We start from the raw sequence: 16530 nt of genomic DNA, 5'->3' as shown, positions 1-16530 counted from the left end.
ATGTATGAGTAATTTATCCTATGTTGAACTGGAGAATCAAAACGAAGTGGTAAGGTAAATTATATTTCATTAAAGTCATTTATCTTGAAACATAAGCAGGATTTTGTATAGTTGTTTCAATTTGGGTCTGTATATTGAAACAATGCGTGAAAATGACAGGTCATTGTACAAGAGGTACCTAATTTGCCGACAAGAATGCTAGATAAAGAAACTTACATTTCAATTATTTTATAATTTCTGTATAATCTTACAAGCTCAATTGGTACATTATGAAGATAATAATAGGTAATGCTAGTAAAGAATTAGGGGAATCAGTAGTTAACCGGCTAGATGTTCAACCATCCTCTGCTTGGATATCAAAGTTTACCGATGGCGAGGTAAATGTAGAAGTAGCAAATGATCTATATAATCAAGAAGTATACATAGTACAATCTCTTTCTCCCCCTGTGAATGATAACCTCATGGAGCTTCTGCTTATAATTGATGCAGTAAATAGATTAGGAGCCAAAAGGATAGTAGTAATTATTCCTTATTATGGATATAGCAGACAAGATAGAATTATCAAGAATAATGATATGCAATCTGCTTTAAATGCCAAATTAGTTGCAAATCTTATTCAAACTGCAGGTGCAAGTAGTGTTGCAGTGATTGATTTGCACTCAAGTCAAATTGAAGGATTCTTTGATGTACCGATAACTAATTTGAACTGCTTTGAAGCATTTGTTGACTGTATACACACGGAAAATTTGGCAATTGTTGCACCTGATGTTGGAGCAATTGGCAGAGCACGTGCTTTTGCAAAGACTTTAGAGGAAAAGTACAAGATAGGGTTAAGTGATAAGATTATTGTAGTAGATAAATATAGGGAGAAAGCAGGCACATCTCAAGTAATGAACATAATAGGAGAAGTTGCGAATAAAAATTGTGTCATTGTTGATGATATAGTTGACTCTGGTGGAACATTGTGTAATGCAGCCCTTGCTTTAAAAAATTGCGGAGCAAAGTCCGTAATTTCATGCATCACACATGGCGTGCTTTCAGGAAGTGCAGTTGAAAAAATTTCTTCCTCTTCTTTAGATAAATTAGTGATTACGGATACTATACTTCACAAACTTGAAAAAACTGGTAAAATAGAAGTTGTTTCGGTCGTAGATATTTTAACTCACTTCATCCAAGGAGGTAAAGATGCCAGCTAAGTCAACAGGAGACGTTATTACTTCACTAATAGAATTTGCAAATAAGAGAAAAATAACAATTACCAAGGAAGAAATGCTTAAAATTGCACAGCTTGTAAGGATTAAGTTATCAAATGACGAGATTGATCACTACTCCAAAGAACTGACAATGCTGGATTGGATATATGATACTTTATTGCAAGTTAATACTGAAGGTGTTTCTCCTATGCGTTATGGCAGTATAGACAAGGACATTCATGTACGCGATGATGTTATAAGTTCTCAAAACATTAAAGAAGAGATATTGTCCAATACAAAACCTGAGCATGGGTATTTCGTAGTGCCAAAGGTTATAAACGATTAGGGTAAAATAAGGCTCATATCAATTCTATAATAGATCTACTTTCAAAGTATCCGTTCAGCAGAGTGGCAAAACAGGTATAGCTAACCCAAGAAGGTTTCCCTACGTCATACCGCCGCGGCGCTAACAAGTAGCGGAATAACGAATTTGTTGTTTTTCGAATTGTAGGTAAACCTAAGTCACTTTAGCTATAGTTTACTTGCCCCATGATTTTCTTTATTATCAGATATTGCTTTAAATAATATGGAGGGGTAAGTTGTCAGCAATTGCCATTATTGATTTTGGTTTACATACGATATTGGTAGTTAACATTAGCTACCTGAGGGTCAGAGTTGCCTTTCTTAAAGATATTTAAGTATACTAGATGTATTATTGATACGTGATAATAAAACTGGAGGGTTTTATGGAAACATCTGAATTAACTTTACTCGACTTGCAGAACTTTTTTGAAAGGTTAAAAACGTGAATTCTGGATTAAAGGAGAATAGAAAAGGCAAGAAAACAGGGTAAACTCAGCAGTGATAAAAAAATAGATGAGGTTACCCATGGAAGATATAACAAAACTGTTTTGTTTGGTCGATGATTTTTGCAGAGATATAGAGAAAAATTTTGCAGATAAACTACTGCCAAATGGTAAAAACCCCACAAGAACAACGGAAATTGAGCACTCCGAAATCATGACAATAATCCTGCTATATCAACAATCTCCGTGTAAAACTTTCTATCTACATTACCTAACGTTGCTCTACAAATCAGAGTTTCCAAAGTTACCTTCATATACCAGGTTTGTTGCTCTAAGAGCCTGTCTTCAAACTCAAGAATGAGCTAATTTGTGAAGCATAATAGTGATCATATTAAAGAAGATGTTGTTTTTTGAAGTGAGAGGAGAATGCTCATAATCCTTACTCATACGTCTAAAATTGGAGAGCCAAGCAAAGGTTCTCTCAACAATCCAACGTTTGGGAATAACCTGAAATCCTGTATCAACTATTTTCTTGGTAATCGTCAATAAACATCCAGTTTCCAATAAGCAGAGGTTTTGCAATTTACCTGTGTATCCTTGATCAGCAAAAAACTTATGTAATGTTGGAGCTTTGCATTTGGCTTGAACAAAAAGATTTGGTGCACCATCACGATCCTGAATGCTTGCACTTTGTACTTCAGCAGCAATTACAAGACCTACAGTATCTACAACGATGTGGCGCTTTCTACCCTTTACTTTCTTGCCAGCATCATATCCTCTGGATCCCCTTTTTGAGTAGTTTTTACTGATTGGCTATCTATTATTCCCACTGATGGAGTTTCATTCTTACCAATTATCTCTCTTACTTTTTTAACTAGAAAATCATGAATCTCTTGCCATATTCCACTTTTTTTCAATCGCTAATTACAACTATACACTGTTTTCCATGGTGGAAAATCTTTAGGCAGTTGTCTCCATTGACATCCTGTCCTCATCACATAGCGAATTGCGTTAATAATTGTTCTAATACTATGTTTTCTTGGTCTGCCGGTCTTTTTAGGTTCAAAATATAGCTCTATTATCTTCCATTCTTTGTCACTTATATCGCTTGGGTACATTTAAAATATATCTTATAACATACTTCTTAACTCCTTTCTACTTAGTTTGAAGACAGGCTCTTAGAGAAGCCAAATAGAGCTACCTTTCTATAAAAGACCTATCGACTGTTGCAATTATAGGTGTAAACAAGAATGATAAAAGAGTACGGGATTGAGTAACTATGTACACTTCTGCTGGCATACCAGGGTATAGGTATACATTTTTAAATTGAGCAAGCTCTGACTTCGGTATCACTACGCGCACTGAATAATAACGCCCTAGTCTTGGATCATCAAGAGCATCAGGAGAAATATGGCTTACTATACCACTAATTAAACTTAAACGTCGTGCACTGTAAGCACTCAGCCGGACTTTAACCTTTAGCCCTTCTAGCCCATCAATAGAGACTATGTTGCTATCTTTCTTTTGTGCTGACAGTACCTCTTCTATGTTTCTGGTCTGAATTTTAGCATCTATTATTAGGTCATCATCCGATGGCACTACGCTCATGATTGGAACTCCAGATTGTATAACACCACCTTCAGTATGGTATCTTATATCTGTGACTATCCCATCTTGAGGGGATTTAATTATTGTACGTGCTAATGAATCTTCAGCAACCATCAGCCTCTCTTTCAAGTCTGCAATAGACGTACTAACTTCCTTAAGTTCAGCGTTTGCTCTTTCTTGAGAATCATTTCTCACGTTTATAATTTCTAATTCGTTCTCTCCAATTTTTTGCTGCACTTGAGATATTGCAGAACGGTAATGTCCAACTCTGCCTTCAATTTCAGCAAACTGTTTTTCTAAAGCTAAAATGTGTGGTTTGCTTATATGGCCACTATCAAGTAATTGTCTTTTTGTTTCCAACTCCTCAGTTATCAAGTCATATTGCTTATGAGCTGCATTTAGTTGAAAGTTTAGCCCAGCTAATTCATCATTTAACTGCTTTATACGTTGTTGCAGTATGTCTGTTTTTCCCAATATGCTCTTTCTCTGAGAGTTGAACAACTTTACTTGATTCTTTATCGCTTTATTTACAAGTTCATCGTGAGATAATTTTTTAACCTCATCAGGAAACTCGAGCGTGTCTAAATCTCCTCTGATTGCAATAAGCCTTGCTTCTGTTGCTAAAAATGATAAGAGCTTCTCTTTGATAATACTTAAATTCGCCTTCTCGTTAACATCACTCAACAAAACTAGAGGCTCATCTTTTTTAACTGCTTGGCCCTCTTTGACTAAAATTTTGCTTATTATTCCTCCGCCCAAGTGTTGAACTATTTTCCTATTTGAAGATACAATAACTTCTCCACTTGCATGCACCGCACCGTCAATTGGAGCTATAGCCGACCAAATACCACCTATCCCAAAAAAGATGAGTATTACTACCAGACCAAAAAATAGTGGTCCCCATGTTACTCTCAGAACTTCATTTACGTTATTACTTTCGCGTTTTAAAATAAAATTTATCACTGCATCAATCAATGCAAACGTCTTATCCAAAAATTTTGGGTACTTCTTCTTTTTATTTTTTGCTCCTTGCATATTTATATTATCACTATGGCCAATCAGGCCTGTCAAAGAAAATCCAGTGCTAAGCTTTTTCAACTTACTTATCATAATACTACTGTGAATTTGTGTTAACTCAAGATAACACACAAAAACAAAGAATCTATAATTTAGGCATTCCATTTAGACTGCAGAGCACCAGAATAAACTATTTAGTAACAATTCCTGCATCAACTATGTTTTTAAAATTTTTTGACGTTTAACTTTATTATAACTTTTCCTTTATTTTGTGAATATCTGAGTTACTTATATTATGTAAGAAATCTATTGCCAACCAGTCAATATTCTGTTAGGAATTAAGATAATATAAAGTTATTATGTTTAGATTGGAAAGCAGAAAGTTCCTGATCACTGGCGCATCAGGCGGAATAGGGCAAGCAATTGTAAAAATTATGCACAAAGCCGGAGCAACTTTATGTATTTCTGGCACAAAAAAAGAAGTGCTCGAAGAAGTTGCTAAACAATATGAAAAAAATATGCACATACTCCCTTGTGACTTATCAAATGCTGAGGAAGTAAATCAACTAGTAAATAGAGCAAGTGAGTTGATGGAAGGCTTTGACGGGCTTATATGCAATGCGGGCATTACGCGAGACAGTTTATTATTGAGAATGACAGATGAAGCATGGCAAAAAGTAATTGATATTAACTTGAGCTCTACATTTAAGCTGAGTAGAGAAGCATGTAAGAGACTAATTAAGAATAATTGGGGAAGAATTATAAATATTTCCTCAATAATAGGGCTGACAGGAAACGCCGGGCAAGCAAATTATGCAGCGTCTAAAGCTGGAATAATAGCTATGAGCAAATCTATAGCAAAAGAAGTTGCAAGTCGTAATATAACAGTAAATTGTATTGCTCCTGGGTTTATAGATACTAAAATGACTGAAGTTTTAAATGAAGGACAAAAGGGAAAAATATTAGATAATATTCCAATGAAAAGAATGGGAACAGGGGAAGAAATAGCAGCAGGGGTCTTATTTTTAGCAAGTGATGAAGCAAAATATATAACAGGGCATGTGCTTAACATTAATGGTGGGTTATTTATGTAGCAACACTTATGTATGGACAAATTATAATTTTTACTTTAAAATAAAAATATGTGTAGGTTTAGGTTTGCGTTTGCGTTAATTTATTGTTTAAAGGCAAGAAAATGAGCTCTATAATAAAAAGATTTTTTAGTGTTTTTTGTGTAGTATTACTTTTCTCTTTCTCAGGTTATGCAACTACCACTGATCCTGATATGGATGACACAACTAAAGTAATATGCAATATTATTGGTTACGTTTGGGGAATAGGCGGTCCACTTATGACGGTAGTAATAATTGGTGCAGCTTTGCTTGCAATATTTGGCAGGATGCCGTGGCCAGCCCTCTTTGCTCTAGGCATGTTCTGTGGTGTATTTTTTGGCGCTAAAACTATCATAACGAAAATTATGCCCAACTTAAGTGATGAAACAAAAGCTATGTTGGAAAAGTGTGGAAAATAACCCATAAAAGTGCAGAAATGCTTTTTTGTTATCCATTAAATCGCTTCATATCTTCAACTTGCAACAAATAAGGACTATCTTTTGGTAGAGTTTTAACAGCTAGGTCAGCGTATTTTGTAAATTGCTTTAAATCACCTTCAATACAAGCCTTTTTTGTCAAGGCAAAATAATGCATTGCCGTATCAGCTTCACATTTATATGCAATGCTTAAATATTTCCAGACAAAAGCGTTATTTGGTTCTACATTCAAAATCTGCTCCAGGTAAAAAATCGCCTTTTTTGCATCACCGTGTAATAATAAAGTATGAGATAATGCAAGTTTCACTAAATAACTGTTTTTCTCAGATAAATACCTAAGCGATTCCTCATACATTTTTATTGCTTCACTTAAATTTCCGGCCTTGTATAGCATTTCTGCTTTTAATTCATATAGGTATGGGTCATTGCGTGACTCTTGAATCAATGAATTAACTTTAGCAATAGCCTCTTCTATCTTTCCTTGCCTATAGCAAACTATAGCATTTACATACTCAGAATTATTTTCATATTTATTAGATAACACATGAATAGGAGCAAAGAAAGAGTCTAGCTTTGCAACCACACGCTCAAACTTTAGTAACTTATCCGCAAAAATTGGTTTTACGTTGTTTTTGACCTTATAATTTTGTACAGCAAATATGCGTTTCTCACTAAGTGGGTGAGTGCGGAAATATTCCTCGGTGTTCTCATGCTCAATACTTTTAAAATAATCAAAAATCTCTTTCATACCTGAATTATCATAGCCAGATTCATCAAGGTACCTTAAAGCATAGCTATCTGCTACACTTTCTTGCTCTTGAGAATAGTTAAAAAATAGCCTTGAACTGAGTGCTACACCACTAAGCAAAATTGCACCAGCAACCTGAGGGTTAATGATAATACTAGAAACTAATCCTACCATATAACTAATCATTGCTATCGATTGAAAATAACCCATAGCACTACTCATTTGCAATATATGACCAGCAGATATGTGAGCAATCTCATGTGCTAATATACCAAGCAGGACATAAGGTTTAGCCGAGTATTGTAAAAGTCCTAAATGAATGAAGATACTGTTGTTGTTAATTACAAAAGCATTAATCGAATTATCATTAATTATAAAAACTTTCATTCGGTCACTATCAATGTTTGCAGCAAAAAATAAAGGTTGCGCTAGCTCTTTCACTATTGCTTCCACTTCACTATCTCTAATAATGTTAATAGAGTAAGCATTATTATAATATGCAAAAAAGAACAATAAGGTCAAAAACTTAGCAATTCTAAACATGGAAATTCTGTGCTTATATAATTTATAGGAATTCTATATTTTAACACTTAAATTATACAAATTTATAAACGCTAGTTTAATTTTTTAACGTAACTGATAAGTTTGTCGATGGTAGTTAACTTAATTTTATGTTGTTCAGCAAATTTAAGTAACTGAGGTAAGCGCATCATAGAGCCATCATCATTTACTAATTCACAAATAACTGCTGAATGATCAAACCCTACTAACTTCGCCATTTCAACACTCGCTTCAGTATGACCAGCACGTTGTGCCACCCCACCTTTATGTGCAATTACAGGAAAAACATGACCTGGAGTTATGATGTCATCCTGAGTGCCATCCTTGTTGATAGCAGCATGTATAGTTTTCGTTCTATCCTCTGCTGAAACACCGGTTGTAATGCCATAACGTGCATCAATTGATGTAGTAAATGCGGTATGATTTTCACCAATATTTTTCTTTTCCATGAAATTAAGGCCCAACCTCTTCATGTGAAATTTAGTCATTGCTAAGCACACAACCCCTGTACCGTACCTAACCATAAAAGCCATATGTTCTGGTTTTACTTTTTCAGCTAAGACAACCAAATCACCTTCATTCTCTCTACTTTCATCATCAACTAAAATGAATAATTTACCGGAACGAGCATCCTCTAATACATCTTCCACAGAAGAAATACCTGGTAGACTCATTGAAGCATAAGTGGCCTGTACCATAATAATTTACTTAAATTCAATCTTAACTATTTTATATAATTTCTCTCCATTTGGCACTGTCACTTCCACATACTCACCGACTTTTTTGCCGATTAAGGCACTCCCGAGTGGTGAACTAGTAGATATTAACTGCTTTGAAACATCAGCTTCATATTCGCCTACAACCTTATAAACATATTCCACTTCACTGTTATTATCACTTAACATGCTTAATGTCACAGTTGCACCAAACATTACTGAATCACCAGACAAATTTTTTACTTCTATTACTTCCGCATGTGAGAGCTTACTTTCTATCTCCATTATACGGCCTTCAATAAAACCTAACCTTTCCCGTGCTGCATGATACTCTGCATTTTCAGACAAATCACCTTGATCACGAGCATCAGAAATAGCCTGTATCACAGAAGGTTTTTCTTCCTTTAATTTTTCAAGTTCGGCTTGCATATTCTCAAAACCTTCCCTCGTCATAGGAAATTTATTAATAATGGATGAAGCCATAATCACCACCTAAACGCAATTAAATTGAGTAACGAAATTACTCACAATGTTAAAAATATCACCTTTTATATCATCACTCATGTCATTTGACAACTTTTTTAAAACCCCAGGGTGTACAGTATGAAAATAATTAATAAGATCATGTTCAAATTTATTAATGTAACTTATTTGTATTTTACTTAACTGATTATATAGGTTAGAAAAAATATACATCAGCACTACTTGCTCTTCTATTGACATAGGTAAATGTTGTTTTTGCTTTAATAACTCGACAAGATATTTACCCTTATTCAAGGATAATTGAACACTAGCATCAAGATCAGAACCAAATTTTGCAAAATCTTCTAATTCTCTATACTGAGCTAAGCTTAGCTTTATAGAACTAGCAACTTTCTTCACAGACTTTAGTTGTGCAGCAGAACCAACCCGTGAAACTGACAAACCTATATTTACTGCAGGTCGAAATCCTTTATAAAATAATTCAGACTCAAGAAAGATCTGCCCATCGGTAATTGAAATAACATTTGTTGGCACATATGCAGATACATCACCAGCTTGAGTTTCGACAATCGGCAAAGCAGTTAAAGACCCCTGCCCTTTTTTATCAGACATTTTAGCAGCTCTTTCAAGCAAGCGAGAATGTACATAGAATATATCTCCAGGGTAAGCTTCACGACCAGGAGGACGTCTGAGCAATAAAGACATCTGCCTATATGCCACAGCATGCTTAGATAAATCATCATATATAATCAAACAATGCATTCCATTGTCACGGAAAAATTCCCCAATAGTGCAACCAGCATAAGGTGCTAAAAATTGCATAGGCGCGCAGTCAGATGCACTAGCCACAACTACAGTTGTATACTCTAATGCTCCGCTTTCTTTCAGCTTATTTACCACTTTTGCTACTGTTGAAATTTTTTGTCCAATAGCAACATAAACACAGTAAATTTTTTGATTTTCGTTTACCTCATCGTTAATCTTCTTCTGATTGATAATAGTATCAAGCGCAATAGTAGTTTTACCAATTTGTCTATCGCCAATAATTAATTCACGCTGCCCTCTACCTATTGGAATTAGCAAATCTATAATTTTAATTCCTGTTTGCAGTGGCTCATGCACAGACTTACGATCAATAATGCCTGGCGCTTTAGATTCTATATCCATTCTGTTTTTGGCTCTAATTTCCCCACCGTCGTCTATAGGATGGCCCAACGCATTTACAACTCTCCCTAACAATTCATGCCCTATAGGCACCTGCACAACATCACCACTACATTTTACAACGTCCCCTTCTTTCACATCACGGTCATTACCAAGCACAACTATTCCAGCCGTATCATGATCTAAATCAAGAACTATTCCTTCTACACCGCTTGCAAAAAATACCTTTTCACCGAATTTTGCTTTTTCCAGCCCATAAACCAATGCGATACCATCTGTTACTGAAATTACTTCACCTATATTTTCCCGCTTTATAGGATTATCAAACGTCTCAACTTTTTCCCTTATTACACTTGCTATCTCAGAAACATTCATACTGTTCTTCATACAAAATTCCTTACTTTTAATATTTCCATTTTACTTAAGTCAACTAACCTATCTAAGTAACTTTTTAGCGAAGCATCGATCAAATTAAAACCATACCTAACTACGAAGCCACCTAGTATAGAAGGGTCAACCACATTGCTTACTTTTATTATTTTACCAAGAAAGCTCAAAGATTCAGTAATTATTTTTATATCAGATTCCTTTAAAGCTTCTGCTGACTTTATAGTAATTTCGAATTCATTTTCATTTTCTTTTGCAAGGGTTAAGAATTTTTCTAATATAAGGATCAATAAACTAGAGCGTTTGTTTGCAAATATAACCATAATAAATTTTACTAAATTTTCACTCAAGTGCTCATTTATAGAAAGCATCACTTCTTTTTTGTGTGCAAAAGAAATCATAGGATGAGATAGGTACACAAAAACATCACGTTGATCCTTAAAAAAAGCCAATAAAAATTCTACTTCTTTCCTTATAACACCTAACCTGCTTCCTGAGACATGAAACAGCACTCTAGCGTAAGATGAAACTAAATTATTGTATTGGGTCTTTTTCATATTAAATCCAGTAAATCTAAATTAATTCAGCTACAAATCTTCCATTCTTCAATCCAAGCATTTTTTATATAAACAGGTCCTCTCTTTAAGGAAAGAAAACATAAATCATATCTGACTGAATAATCTAAAAAACTAAGGTTTGTACTTAAGAAATACTTAGAAGAATTTATAATAGACTGACATTGAAGATGAGATATCGGTATTTCTTTTCCAAGTAAACTTGTTTTAACTTCTATAAAAATCAGCTCCTTTTTTTTAGATACAATTAAGTCAATTTCACCGAACTTACAACGGTAACGGCGTTTTATAACATTATACCATTTCAGCTTTAAATATGCCAAAACTAACAATTCGCCAAAGTAACCTACAAAGTAGCGTAACCTACTTACCATAAGAAGAACAATTATGATAACAATTAACTTTGTGTAACTACTTTGCCTCCTTCTCTATTTTTACTATAAACCTTACCTCTTGCTGCAATATCCCTATTAACCAGTTCTATCACTGCCATTGAAGCGCAATCACCCTTTCGAGTGCTAAATTTTATTATTCTAGAATACCCACCTTTACGATCTTGATAACGGCTGGCTAAGACGTTTAATAACTTATCAACTGCTAACTTACTATTATGAAGGCGTGAAAGCAAAAGTCTTCTACCATGTAAAGTATTCTTATTCTTAGCAATTGTAATAAACTTTTCGACATATGGACGAAGTTCCTTAGCTTTTGGTAAAGTAGTTACAATCTGCTCATGGTTAATTAATGAGATAGATAGATTCTTTAACGTCGATAATCTATGTTCAGTGCAACGAGATAGTTTACGTTTTTTTATTCCATGTTTCATATATCACCTAATCTTCATCAGTATGTTGTTTAGCCAACTCATCTATATCCTTAGGCGGCCAGTTTAGCACATTCATACCCAAAGACAAGCCAAAATTAGCCAAAACTGCCTTAATCTCATTCAAAGACTTCCTGCCAAAATTAGCAGTTCTTAACATTTCACCTTCTGTCTTTTGCACAAGATCACCTATATAAGTGATGTTTTCGTTTTTCAGACAGTTATGAGACCTGACAGATAATTCCATTTCATCTACCTTACGCAATAAGACAGGGTCATAACCCAAATCTTTAGCACCACTAGACGAAGAAACCTGCGATTTTTTATAACTTACATCAGAACTAATAAAGGGCTGAAGTTGCTCCTGTAATATTCTTGCAGCAGAGTCAACAGCTTGACTTGGAGAGATTGTACCATCAGTTTCAACTGACAATATCAGCTTATCCTTATCAGTAACTTGGCCAACACGACTATTCTCTACCCTGTACGAAACCCTGTTGATAGGGCTATACAAAGCATTAACTGGAATAAAACCAATTAAATCCTGTTCACTCATAAGCTTCAAAAGTTCATTTTCTTTATACTTAGTTACAGGAAGATAACCTTTTCCGCTAGCCACATATATGGTCATGTTAAGCTCTACATTTTGCCCCAGCGTACATATTAACAAATCTTTATTAACAATAGAGCATTGATCATCAGTTTCTATCATCCCAGCTAATACCTGGCAAGGCCCTTTAGCGTTTAAATTTAAGCATTTATTAGAAGCACCTTTTAATTTACACCTCAACATGCCCATATTTAATACTATATCAGTTACGTCTTCTCTTACCCCTTGAATTGAAGTAAACTCATGAGTTACACCTTCAATTTTTATTCCATAAACAGCACTACCTTTAAGAGAAGATAACATTACACGTCTTAATGCATTACCTAATGTTAAAGCAAAACCACTTTCCAACGGTTCTAGGACTATATCACTTTTTTCACTTGAATCATCTGATATTACCTTAATTGAACTAGGTTTAATCAATTTATCTAAATTGCTACAGAGAGAAACATCATTATTATAATACATAAAACAACCTTTTCGAATATCCTATACTCTTCTTTTTTTTCTTAACCTGCACCCATTATGGGGAATTGCGGTTTTATCTGCAATTGAAGTCACAGTCAACCCACAGCTCTGAAGTGCTTTAACCGCAGCTTCGGTACCAAAGCCAGGACCACGAATTATTACAGAGACAACCTTCATACCAAATCTCTCCATTGCATTCTTCGCAGCAGCCTCCGCAGCCTTACCTGCAGCATAAGGTGTGGATTTTCTCGAACCTGAAAAACCACATGCACCCACAGAAGTTTGACATAGCGTATTACCATGAACATCAGTTACATTTACAAAGGTATTATTAAAAGTTGCACGAATATGAACAACACCAGTAATAAACTCCTTTGTACTCTTACCAACCGTTTTGACTTTTTTCATTAAAACTCACAATAATAATAAATTTTATTTTTTCCCAGCAATAGGCAACCGAGATCTACCTTTACGAGTCTTAGCATTAGTATGAGTCCTTTGCCCTCTCACAGGTAAACCTTTTCTATGTCTCACTCCTCTATAGCATCCCATTTCCACTAAAGATTTTATGTTCATAGCCACTTCTTTTCTGAGCTCACCTTCTATAACATAATTTTGTCTAATGAAACTGCTGATCTTTTCTATATCTTCATCTCGTAATTCTGAAACACGTTTGCGCTTATCAACTTCACAAGCGTGACAAATTACATTTGCAGTAGCAATACCTATACCATATATATAAGTTAATGCAAAAGGAACACATTTCCTCACTGGAATATTTATGCCTGCAATACGTGCCACTGGTACCTCGATACTTTATTAATAACAACTCTTAATTTATACCATAAAACAACTCAGAGTCAAACCAAATTACAAGAAATTTTACTTTCAATCTCTTGCGTTACCTCATCAACACTCAAATTAGCGTCAATTGTCAATAATTTGCCTTTATAATACTCGCGTAAACCTTTCATTTGAAGGTGATATTCACTTATTCTCTTATTAATTGCAGACATATCAGCATCATCAATTCTTTTCTCTAACCTCGTACTTTTACATTTAGCACAAGTAGTACTCTTAAAAGAAGATACACTATATATGCTTTTACAGTCCAAACACGCGAGACGATTTTTTAATCTATCGATTGCAATATTATCGTCAAGCTGCAGTTCAATTACAATATCAACATCCCTATTATATTTTTCTTGCAAAACTTGAGTCAAAAAATGAGCCTGGTTTAAATTTCTCGGAAAACCATCTAATAAGCAATTATCACCCATTAATGCAAGCTGGTCATGCAATAATCCACATATAATTTCATCTTGAATTAAATTACCAGATTCCACGGTACCCTTTATTTTTTTACCTAACTCACCGCCATCAGATATAATATTCCTTAATAAATCCCCCACTGAAATTAATTTTAAATTATATTTTGCTATTAACAAGCTTGACTGAGTACCTTTACCAGAACCTGGAGGACCAAAAATCGTAATGATCATCTTACTTTCCTCGTTTTAGACTCATATTTCTTTATCCAGCTATCGTACCTATTCGAAAAAATATAAGATTGTATTTGCATAATAGTATCAGTAATAACGTTCACTATAATCAGTAAACTCGTCCCACCAAAAATAAATGGTATATCATAATAATATCTCATAACTTCAGGTACAGTACATATGACTACCAAATACGCAGAGCCAATGAATGTCAACTTAAAAACTATATCTTGAAGGTAATCAGAAGTATGTTTCCCAGGCCTTCTACCAGGTATAAAACCACCATTTTTTTTAAGAAAATCTGCGTTTTCCTCTGGATTAAATATAAAATTGGTATAGAAAAAATTAAAAAATACTATCAGCACCAAATAGGCTACAATATATACTACTTTATTTGCCATAAAGTAATTTAAAATAAAATCAGAAAAAGCTTGCCCCTTATAGAAATTTGCAATTGAAATAGGTGTCAATAAAATTGCATTAGCAAAAATGGTTGGTACTACACCAGATAAATTAATCTTCAATGGAATATAAGTAAAATCGTCATTATGTAATCTTTTAAATTGCTTTTTAGGATGTTGAACAATAACTTTTCTATAAGAAGACTCTACAAAAATGACTAAGACTAGCAGCAAAAAAAACAATACCAAAACAAAAAGGATAATAAATAACGATACGCTACCGTTTTTATTTAACGTTAACAGAGATGACAAAGCGCTGTGTAACTCTGATATTATGCCCGTGAAAATGATTAATGAGATACCATTGCCTATACCGCTAGCACTGATTCGTTCACCAAGCCATATTAAAAGCATAGTTCCACCTAAAAGGCTGAAAACACCTATTGTACGAAACATAACACCAGGTTCGATTACAACCAATACCCCTTCCCTATTCATCCCTTCCAATCCAACCAAAATTGGAATTGATTGAAATACACAAATTACTATGGTCAGGTAGCGTATATAAGAATTCATCTTTCTACGGCCTGACTCTCCATCATTCTTAACTTCCTTCATTCCTTTAATCGCAGAAGAAAGCAACTGAATAATGATAGAAGCCATTATATATGGCATAACGTTCAATGCTAGAATTGTCATTCTAGCCAATGCACCACCAGAAAATAAATTAAATACTCCAAAAACACCTGAGCCCCCTTTGGGAAATATATCATTAATTACATTAAGATTAATTCCAGGAATAGGCACATAAGTACCCAAGCGATAGCAAATTAAAGCCATTAGCGTAAAAAATATACGTTTTAATAAATCGCCTTTATATAACAACGTAGGATCCAAGCTATTAAATGCGGATTTATTGCCCATGATTTACGATAGTATTTCCACACTACCACCAACTGAAGCTACAGATTTTTTTGCAGCTTCTGACGCAAAATCAACATGAAACACAAATTTTTCGCTCAACTTACCTTTATTAAGAAGTTTAATTTTATCCTTAATAGACTTTATAAAACCTAATCTATACAGCCTCTCCTTATCTATAACAGAGTCTTTCACTATTTTTTTAGCTTCCATTAAGCGCTGTATATCGCCAACATTGATTATAGAATATATGTTCCTACGTATAGGCTTAAAACCTCTTTTAGGCAAACGAGTATATATAGACTGTTGTCCACCCTCAAAACCATTTATGGAAACTCCACTTCTAGCCTTTTGCCCTTTATGCCCTCTACCGGATGTTTTACCTTTACCACAACCGATACCTCTACCCAGCAACTTAGGCTTCTTTTTCTTAGATAACTTAGTAAATATAGAGTTTAATTTTATAGCATTATTCATACTTTACCTGTTTCCAACTATCTCGCTAATCTTTTTGCCTCTTTTGCTTGCTACCTGACGAGGAGATAAGATACTATCAAAAGCCTTAAATACCGCACATATAACGTTATGAGGATTATTTGATCTAGTGGATTTAGCCACCACATCCTTTATACCTAACACCTCAAAAACTGATCTAATCGCTCCACCAGCAATAATACCTGTTCCGGCTCTTGCGGTTCTTAAAACTATCTCACCAGAACAAAATTTAGCTTTAATATCATGATGCAAAGTTCTACCTTCACGCAAGTACACTCTAATCATCGATTTCTTTGCAGCATTTACAGCTTTGACTCTTGCTTCAGCAACTTCTGCGTGCTTACCTATTCCACATCCTACCCTACCCTTCCCATCGCCAACAACAACCAAAATTGAAAATGAAAATCTTCTGCCACCTTTGGTAACCGTTGTTACCCTTCGTACCGAAACTAAAAGTTCTGATAAATCATCATTATTTTGTAAATTCTTTATAGCCATATTCA

At 34.5% G+C, this 16530-nt stretch carries 22 protein-coding genes and 1 pseudogene; 5 read left to right on the top strand and 18 right to left on the bottom strand.

Annotated elements, in window-relative coordinates:
* Positions 1-269 precede the first annotated feature (269 nt).
* The 3 genes and pseudogenes from ACFELZ_RS06105 to ACFELZ_RS06095 form a co-directional block, all read left to right on the top strand.
* Positions 270-1196 (top strand): ribose-phosphate diphosphokinase, encoded by a 927-nt coding sequence (locus ACFELZ_RS06105; RefSeq protein ID WP_253309402.1) that lies wholly within the window; start codon positions 270-272, stop codon positions 1194-1196.
* Positions 1186-1539 (top strand): Asp-tRNA(Asn)/Glu-tRNA(Gln) amidotransferase subunit GatC, encoded by a 354-nt coding sequence (gatC, locus tag ACFELZ_RS06100; RefSeq protein WP_375315925.1) that lies wholly within the window; start codon positions 1186-1188, stop codon positions 1537-1539. Before ACFELZ_RS06105 ends, gatC begins: the two co-directional genes overlap by 11 nt.
* A gap of 542 nt (positions 1540-2081) precedes the next feature.
* Positions 2082-2336 (top strand): annotated as a pseudogene (locus ACFELZ_RS06095) (IS982 family transposase); the annotation flags it as partial.
* A 14-nt stretch (positions 2337-2350) separates the two neighbouring features.
* On the opposite strand, the gene ACFELZ_RS06090 reads toward ACFELZ_RS06095, so the two are convergent.
* The 4 genes from ACFELZ_RS06090 to ACFELZ_RS06075 form a co-directional block, all read right to left on the bottom strand.
* Positions 2351-2734 (bottom strand): transposase, encoded by a 384-nt coding sequence (locus tag ACFELZ_RS06090; protein WP_375316665.1) that lies wholly within the window; start codon positions 2732-2734, stop codon positions 2351-2353.
* A gap of 17 nt (positions 2735-2751) precedes the next feature.
* A complete protein-coding gene (locus ACFELZ_RS06085; RefSeq protein WP_375315781.1) occupies positions 2752-2916 on the bottom strand; it encodes a hypothetical protein in 165 nt (54 codons plus the stop codon).
* A gap of 3 nt (positions 2917-2919) precedes the next feature.
* Complete coding sequence (locus ACFELZ_RS06080) at positions 2920-3117, bottom strand: transposase (RefSeq protein WP_375315797.1); 198 nt, start codon at positions 3115-3117, stop codon at positions 2920-2922.
* Positions 3118-3196: 79 nt separating this feature from the next.
* A complete protein-coding gene (locus tag ACFELZ_RS06075; RefSeq protein WP_375315924.1) occupies positions 3197-4717 on the bottom strand; it encodes an HlyD family type I secretion periplasmic adaptor subunit in 1521 nt (506 codons plus the stop codon).
* A gap of 266 nt (positions 4718-4983) precedes the next feature.
* Between ACFELZ_RS06075 and fabG the strand changes: the two genes are divergently transcribed.
* Together fabG and ACFELZ_RS06065 are read left to right on the top strand one after the other, a co-directional pair.
* Positions 4984-5718 carry a 3-oxoacyl-[acyl-carrier-protein] reductase gene (gene fabG, locus ACFELZ_RS06070; protein WP_253309071.1) on the top strand — a complete coding sequence of 245 codons (735 nt, stop codon included), beginning with the start codon at positions 4984-4986 and terminating at the stop codon, positions 5716-5718.
* Between the two features lie 101 nt (positions 5719-5819).
* Positions 5820-6155 (top strand): TrbC/VirB2 family protein, encoded by a 336-nt coding sequence (locus tag ACFELZ_RS06065; protein WP_375316682.1) that lies wholly within the window; start codon positions 5820-5822, stop codon positions 6153-6155.
* Between the two features lie 28 nt (positions 6156-6183).
* On the opposite strand, the gene ACFELZ_RS06060 is transcribed toward ACFELZ_RS06065, so the two are convergent.
* From ACFELZ_RS06060 to rpsE, 14 genes are all read right to left on the bottom strand, one after another.
* Positions 6184-7464: a M48 family metalloprotease gene (locus ACFELZ_RS06060; protein ID WP_375315923.1), complete on the bottom strand. Its 1281-nt coding sequence runs from the start codon at positions 7462-7464 to the stop codon at positions 6184-6186.
* Positions 7465-7535: 71 nt separating this feature from the next.
* Positions 7536-8180: a 3,4-dihydroxy-2-butanone-4-phosphate synthase gene (gene ribB / locus ACFELZ_RS06055; protein WP_182182755.1), complete on the bottom strand. Its 645-nt coding sequence runs from the start codon at positions 8178-8180 to the stop codon at positions 7536-7538.
* 6 nt (positions 8181-8186) lie between these two features.
* The gene (greA, locus tag ACFELZ_RS06050; protein WP_375315922.1) at positions 8187-8681 is read right to left on the bottom strand and encodes a transcription elongation factor GreA; all 495 of its coding nucleotides are present in this window, start codon (positions 8679-8681) and stop codon (positions 8187-8189) included.
* A gap of 9 nt (positions 8682-8690) precedes the next feature.
* Positions 8691-10232, bottom strand: coding sequence for a F0F1 ATP synthase subunit alpha (atpA, locus tag ACFELZ_RS06045; protein ID WP_253309074.1), 1542 nt, complete (start codon positions 10230-10232; stop codon positions 8691-8693).
* Positions 10229-10789: an ATP synthase F1 subunit delta gene (gene atpH / locus ACFELZ_RS06040; RefSeq protein WP_375315921.1), complete on the bottom strand. Its 561-nt coding sequence runs from the start codon at positions 10787-10789 to the stop codon at positions 10229-10231. Before atpH ends, atpA begins: the two co-directional genes overlap by 4 nt.
* Before the next feature lie 26 nt (positions 10790-10815).
* Positions 10816-11181, bottom strand: coding sequence for a YraN family protein (locus ACFELZ_RS06035; RefSeq protein ID WP_375315920.1), 366 nt, complete (start codon positions 11179-11181; stop codon positions 10816-10818).
* A 23-nt stretch (positions 11182-11204) separates the two neighbouring features.
* Entirely contained in the window at positions 11205-11633 is a 429-nt protein-coding gene (gene rplQ / locus ACFELZ_RS06030; RefSeq protein ID WP_253309077.1) for a 50S ribosomal protein L17, read from the bottom strand.
* Positions 11634-11640: 7 nt separating this feature from the next.
* Entirely contained in the window at positions 11641-12708 is a 1068-nt protein-coding gene (locus ACFELZ_RS06025) for a DNA-directed RNA polymerase subunit alpha (protein WP_375315919.1), read from the bottom strand.
* Positions 12709-12729: 21 nt separating this feature from the next.
* Positions 12730-13116 (bottom strand): 30S ribosomal protein S11, encoded by a 387-nt coding sequence (gene rpsK, locus ACFELZ_RS06020; protein WP_264732204.1) that lies wholly within the window; start codon positions 13114-13116, stop codon positions 12730-12732.
* A 24-nt stretch (positions 13117-13140) separates the two neighbouring features.
* Positions 13141-13509: a 30S ribosomal protein S13 gene (gene rpsM, locus ACFELZ_RS06015; protein ID WP_007550179.1), complete on the bottom strand. Its 369-nt coding sequence runs from the start codon at positions 13507-13509 to the stop codon at positions 13141-13143.
* A 59-nt stretch (positions 13510-13568) separates the two neighbouring features.
* Complete coding sequence (locus ACFELZ_RS06010; protein ID WP_375315918.1) at positions 13569-14210, bottom strand: adenylate kinase family protein; 642 nt, start codon at positions 14208-14210, stop codon at positions 13569-13571.
* Positions 14207-15535 carry a preprotein translocase subunit SecY gene (gene secY / locus ACFELZ_RS06005; RefSeq protein WP_375315917.1) on the bottom strand — a complete coding sequence of 443 codons (1329 nt, stop codon included), beginning with the start codon at positions 15533-15535 and terminating at the stop codon, positions 14207-14209. Before secY ends, ACFELZ_RS06010 begins: the two co-directional genes overlap by 4 nt.
* A 3-nt stretch (positions 15536-15538) precedes the next feature.
* A complete protein-coding gene (gene rplO / locus ACFELZ_RS06000) occupies positions 15539-16009 on the bottom strand; it encodes a 50S ribosomal protein L15 (RefSeq protein ID WP_375315916.1) in 471 nt (156 codons plus the stop codon).
* A gap of 3 nt (positions 16010-16012) precedes the next feature.
* On the bottom strand, positions 16013-16525 hold the full coding sequence (gene rpsE, locus ACFELZ_RS05995) for a 30S ribosomal protein S5 (RefSeq protein ID WP_375315915.1): 513 nt from the start codon (positions 16523-16525) through the stop codon (positions 16013-16015).
* Positions 16526-16530 lie beyond the last annotated feature (5 nt).

This window comes from Wolbachia endosymbiont (group A) of Colletes cunicularius (assembly GCF_964264715.1).
Classification (GTDB): domain Bacteria; phylum Pseudomonadota; class Alphaproteobacteria; order Rickettsiales; family Anaplasmataceae; genus Wolbachia.
The sequence above is the reverse complement of the archived record's forward strand: the minus strand, read 5'-3'. Positions and strand labels throughout refer to the sequence as shown.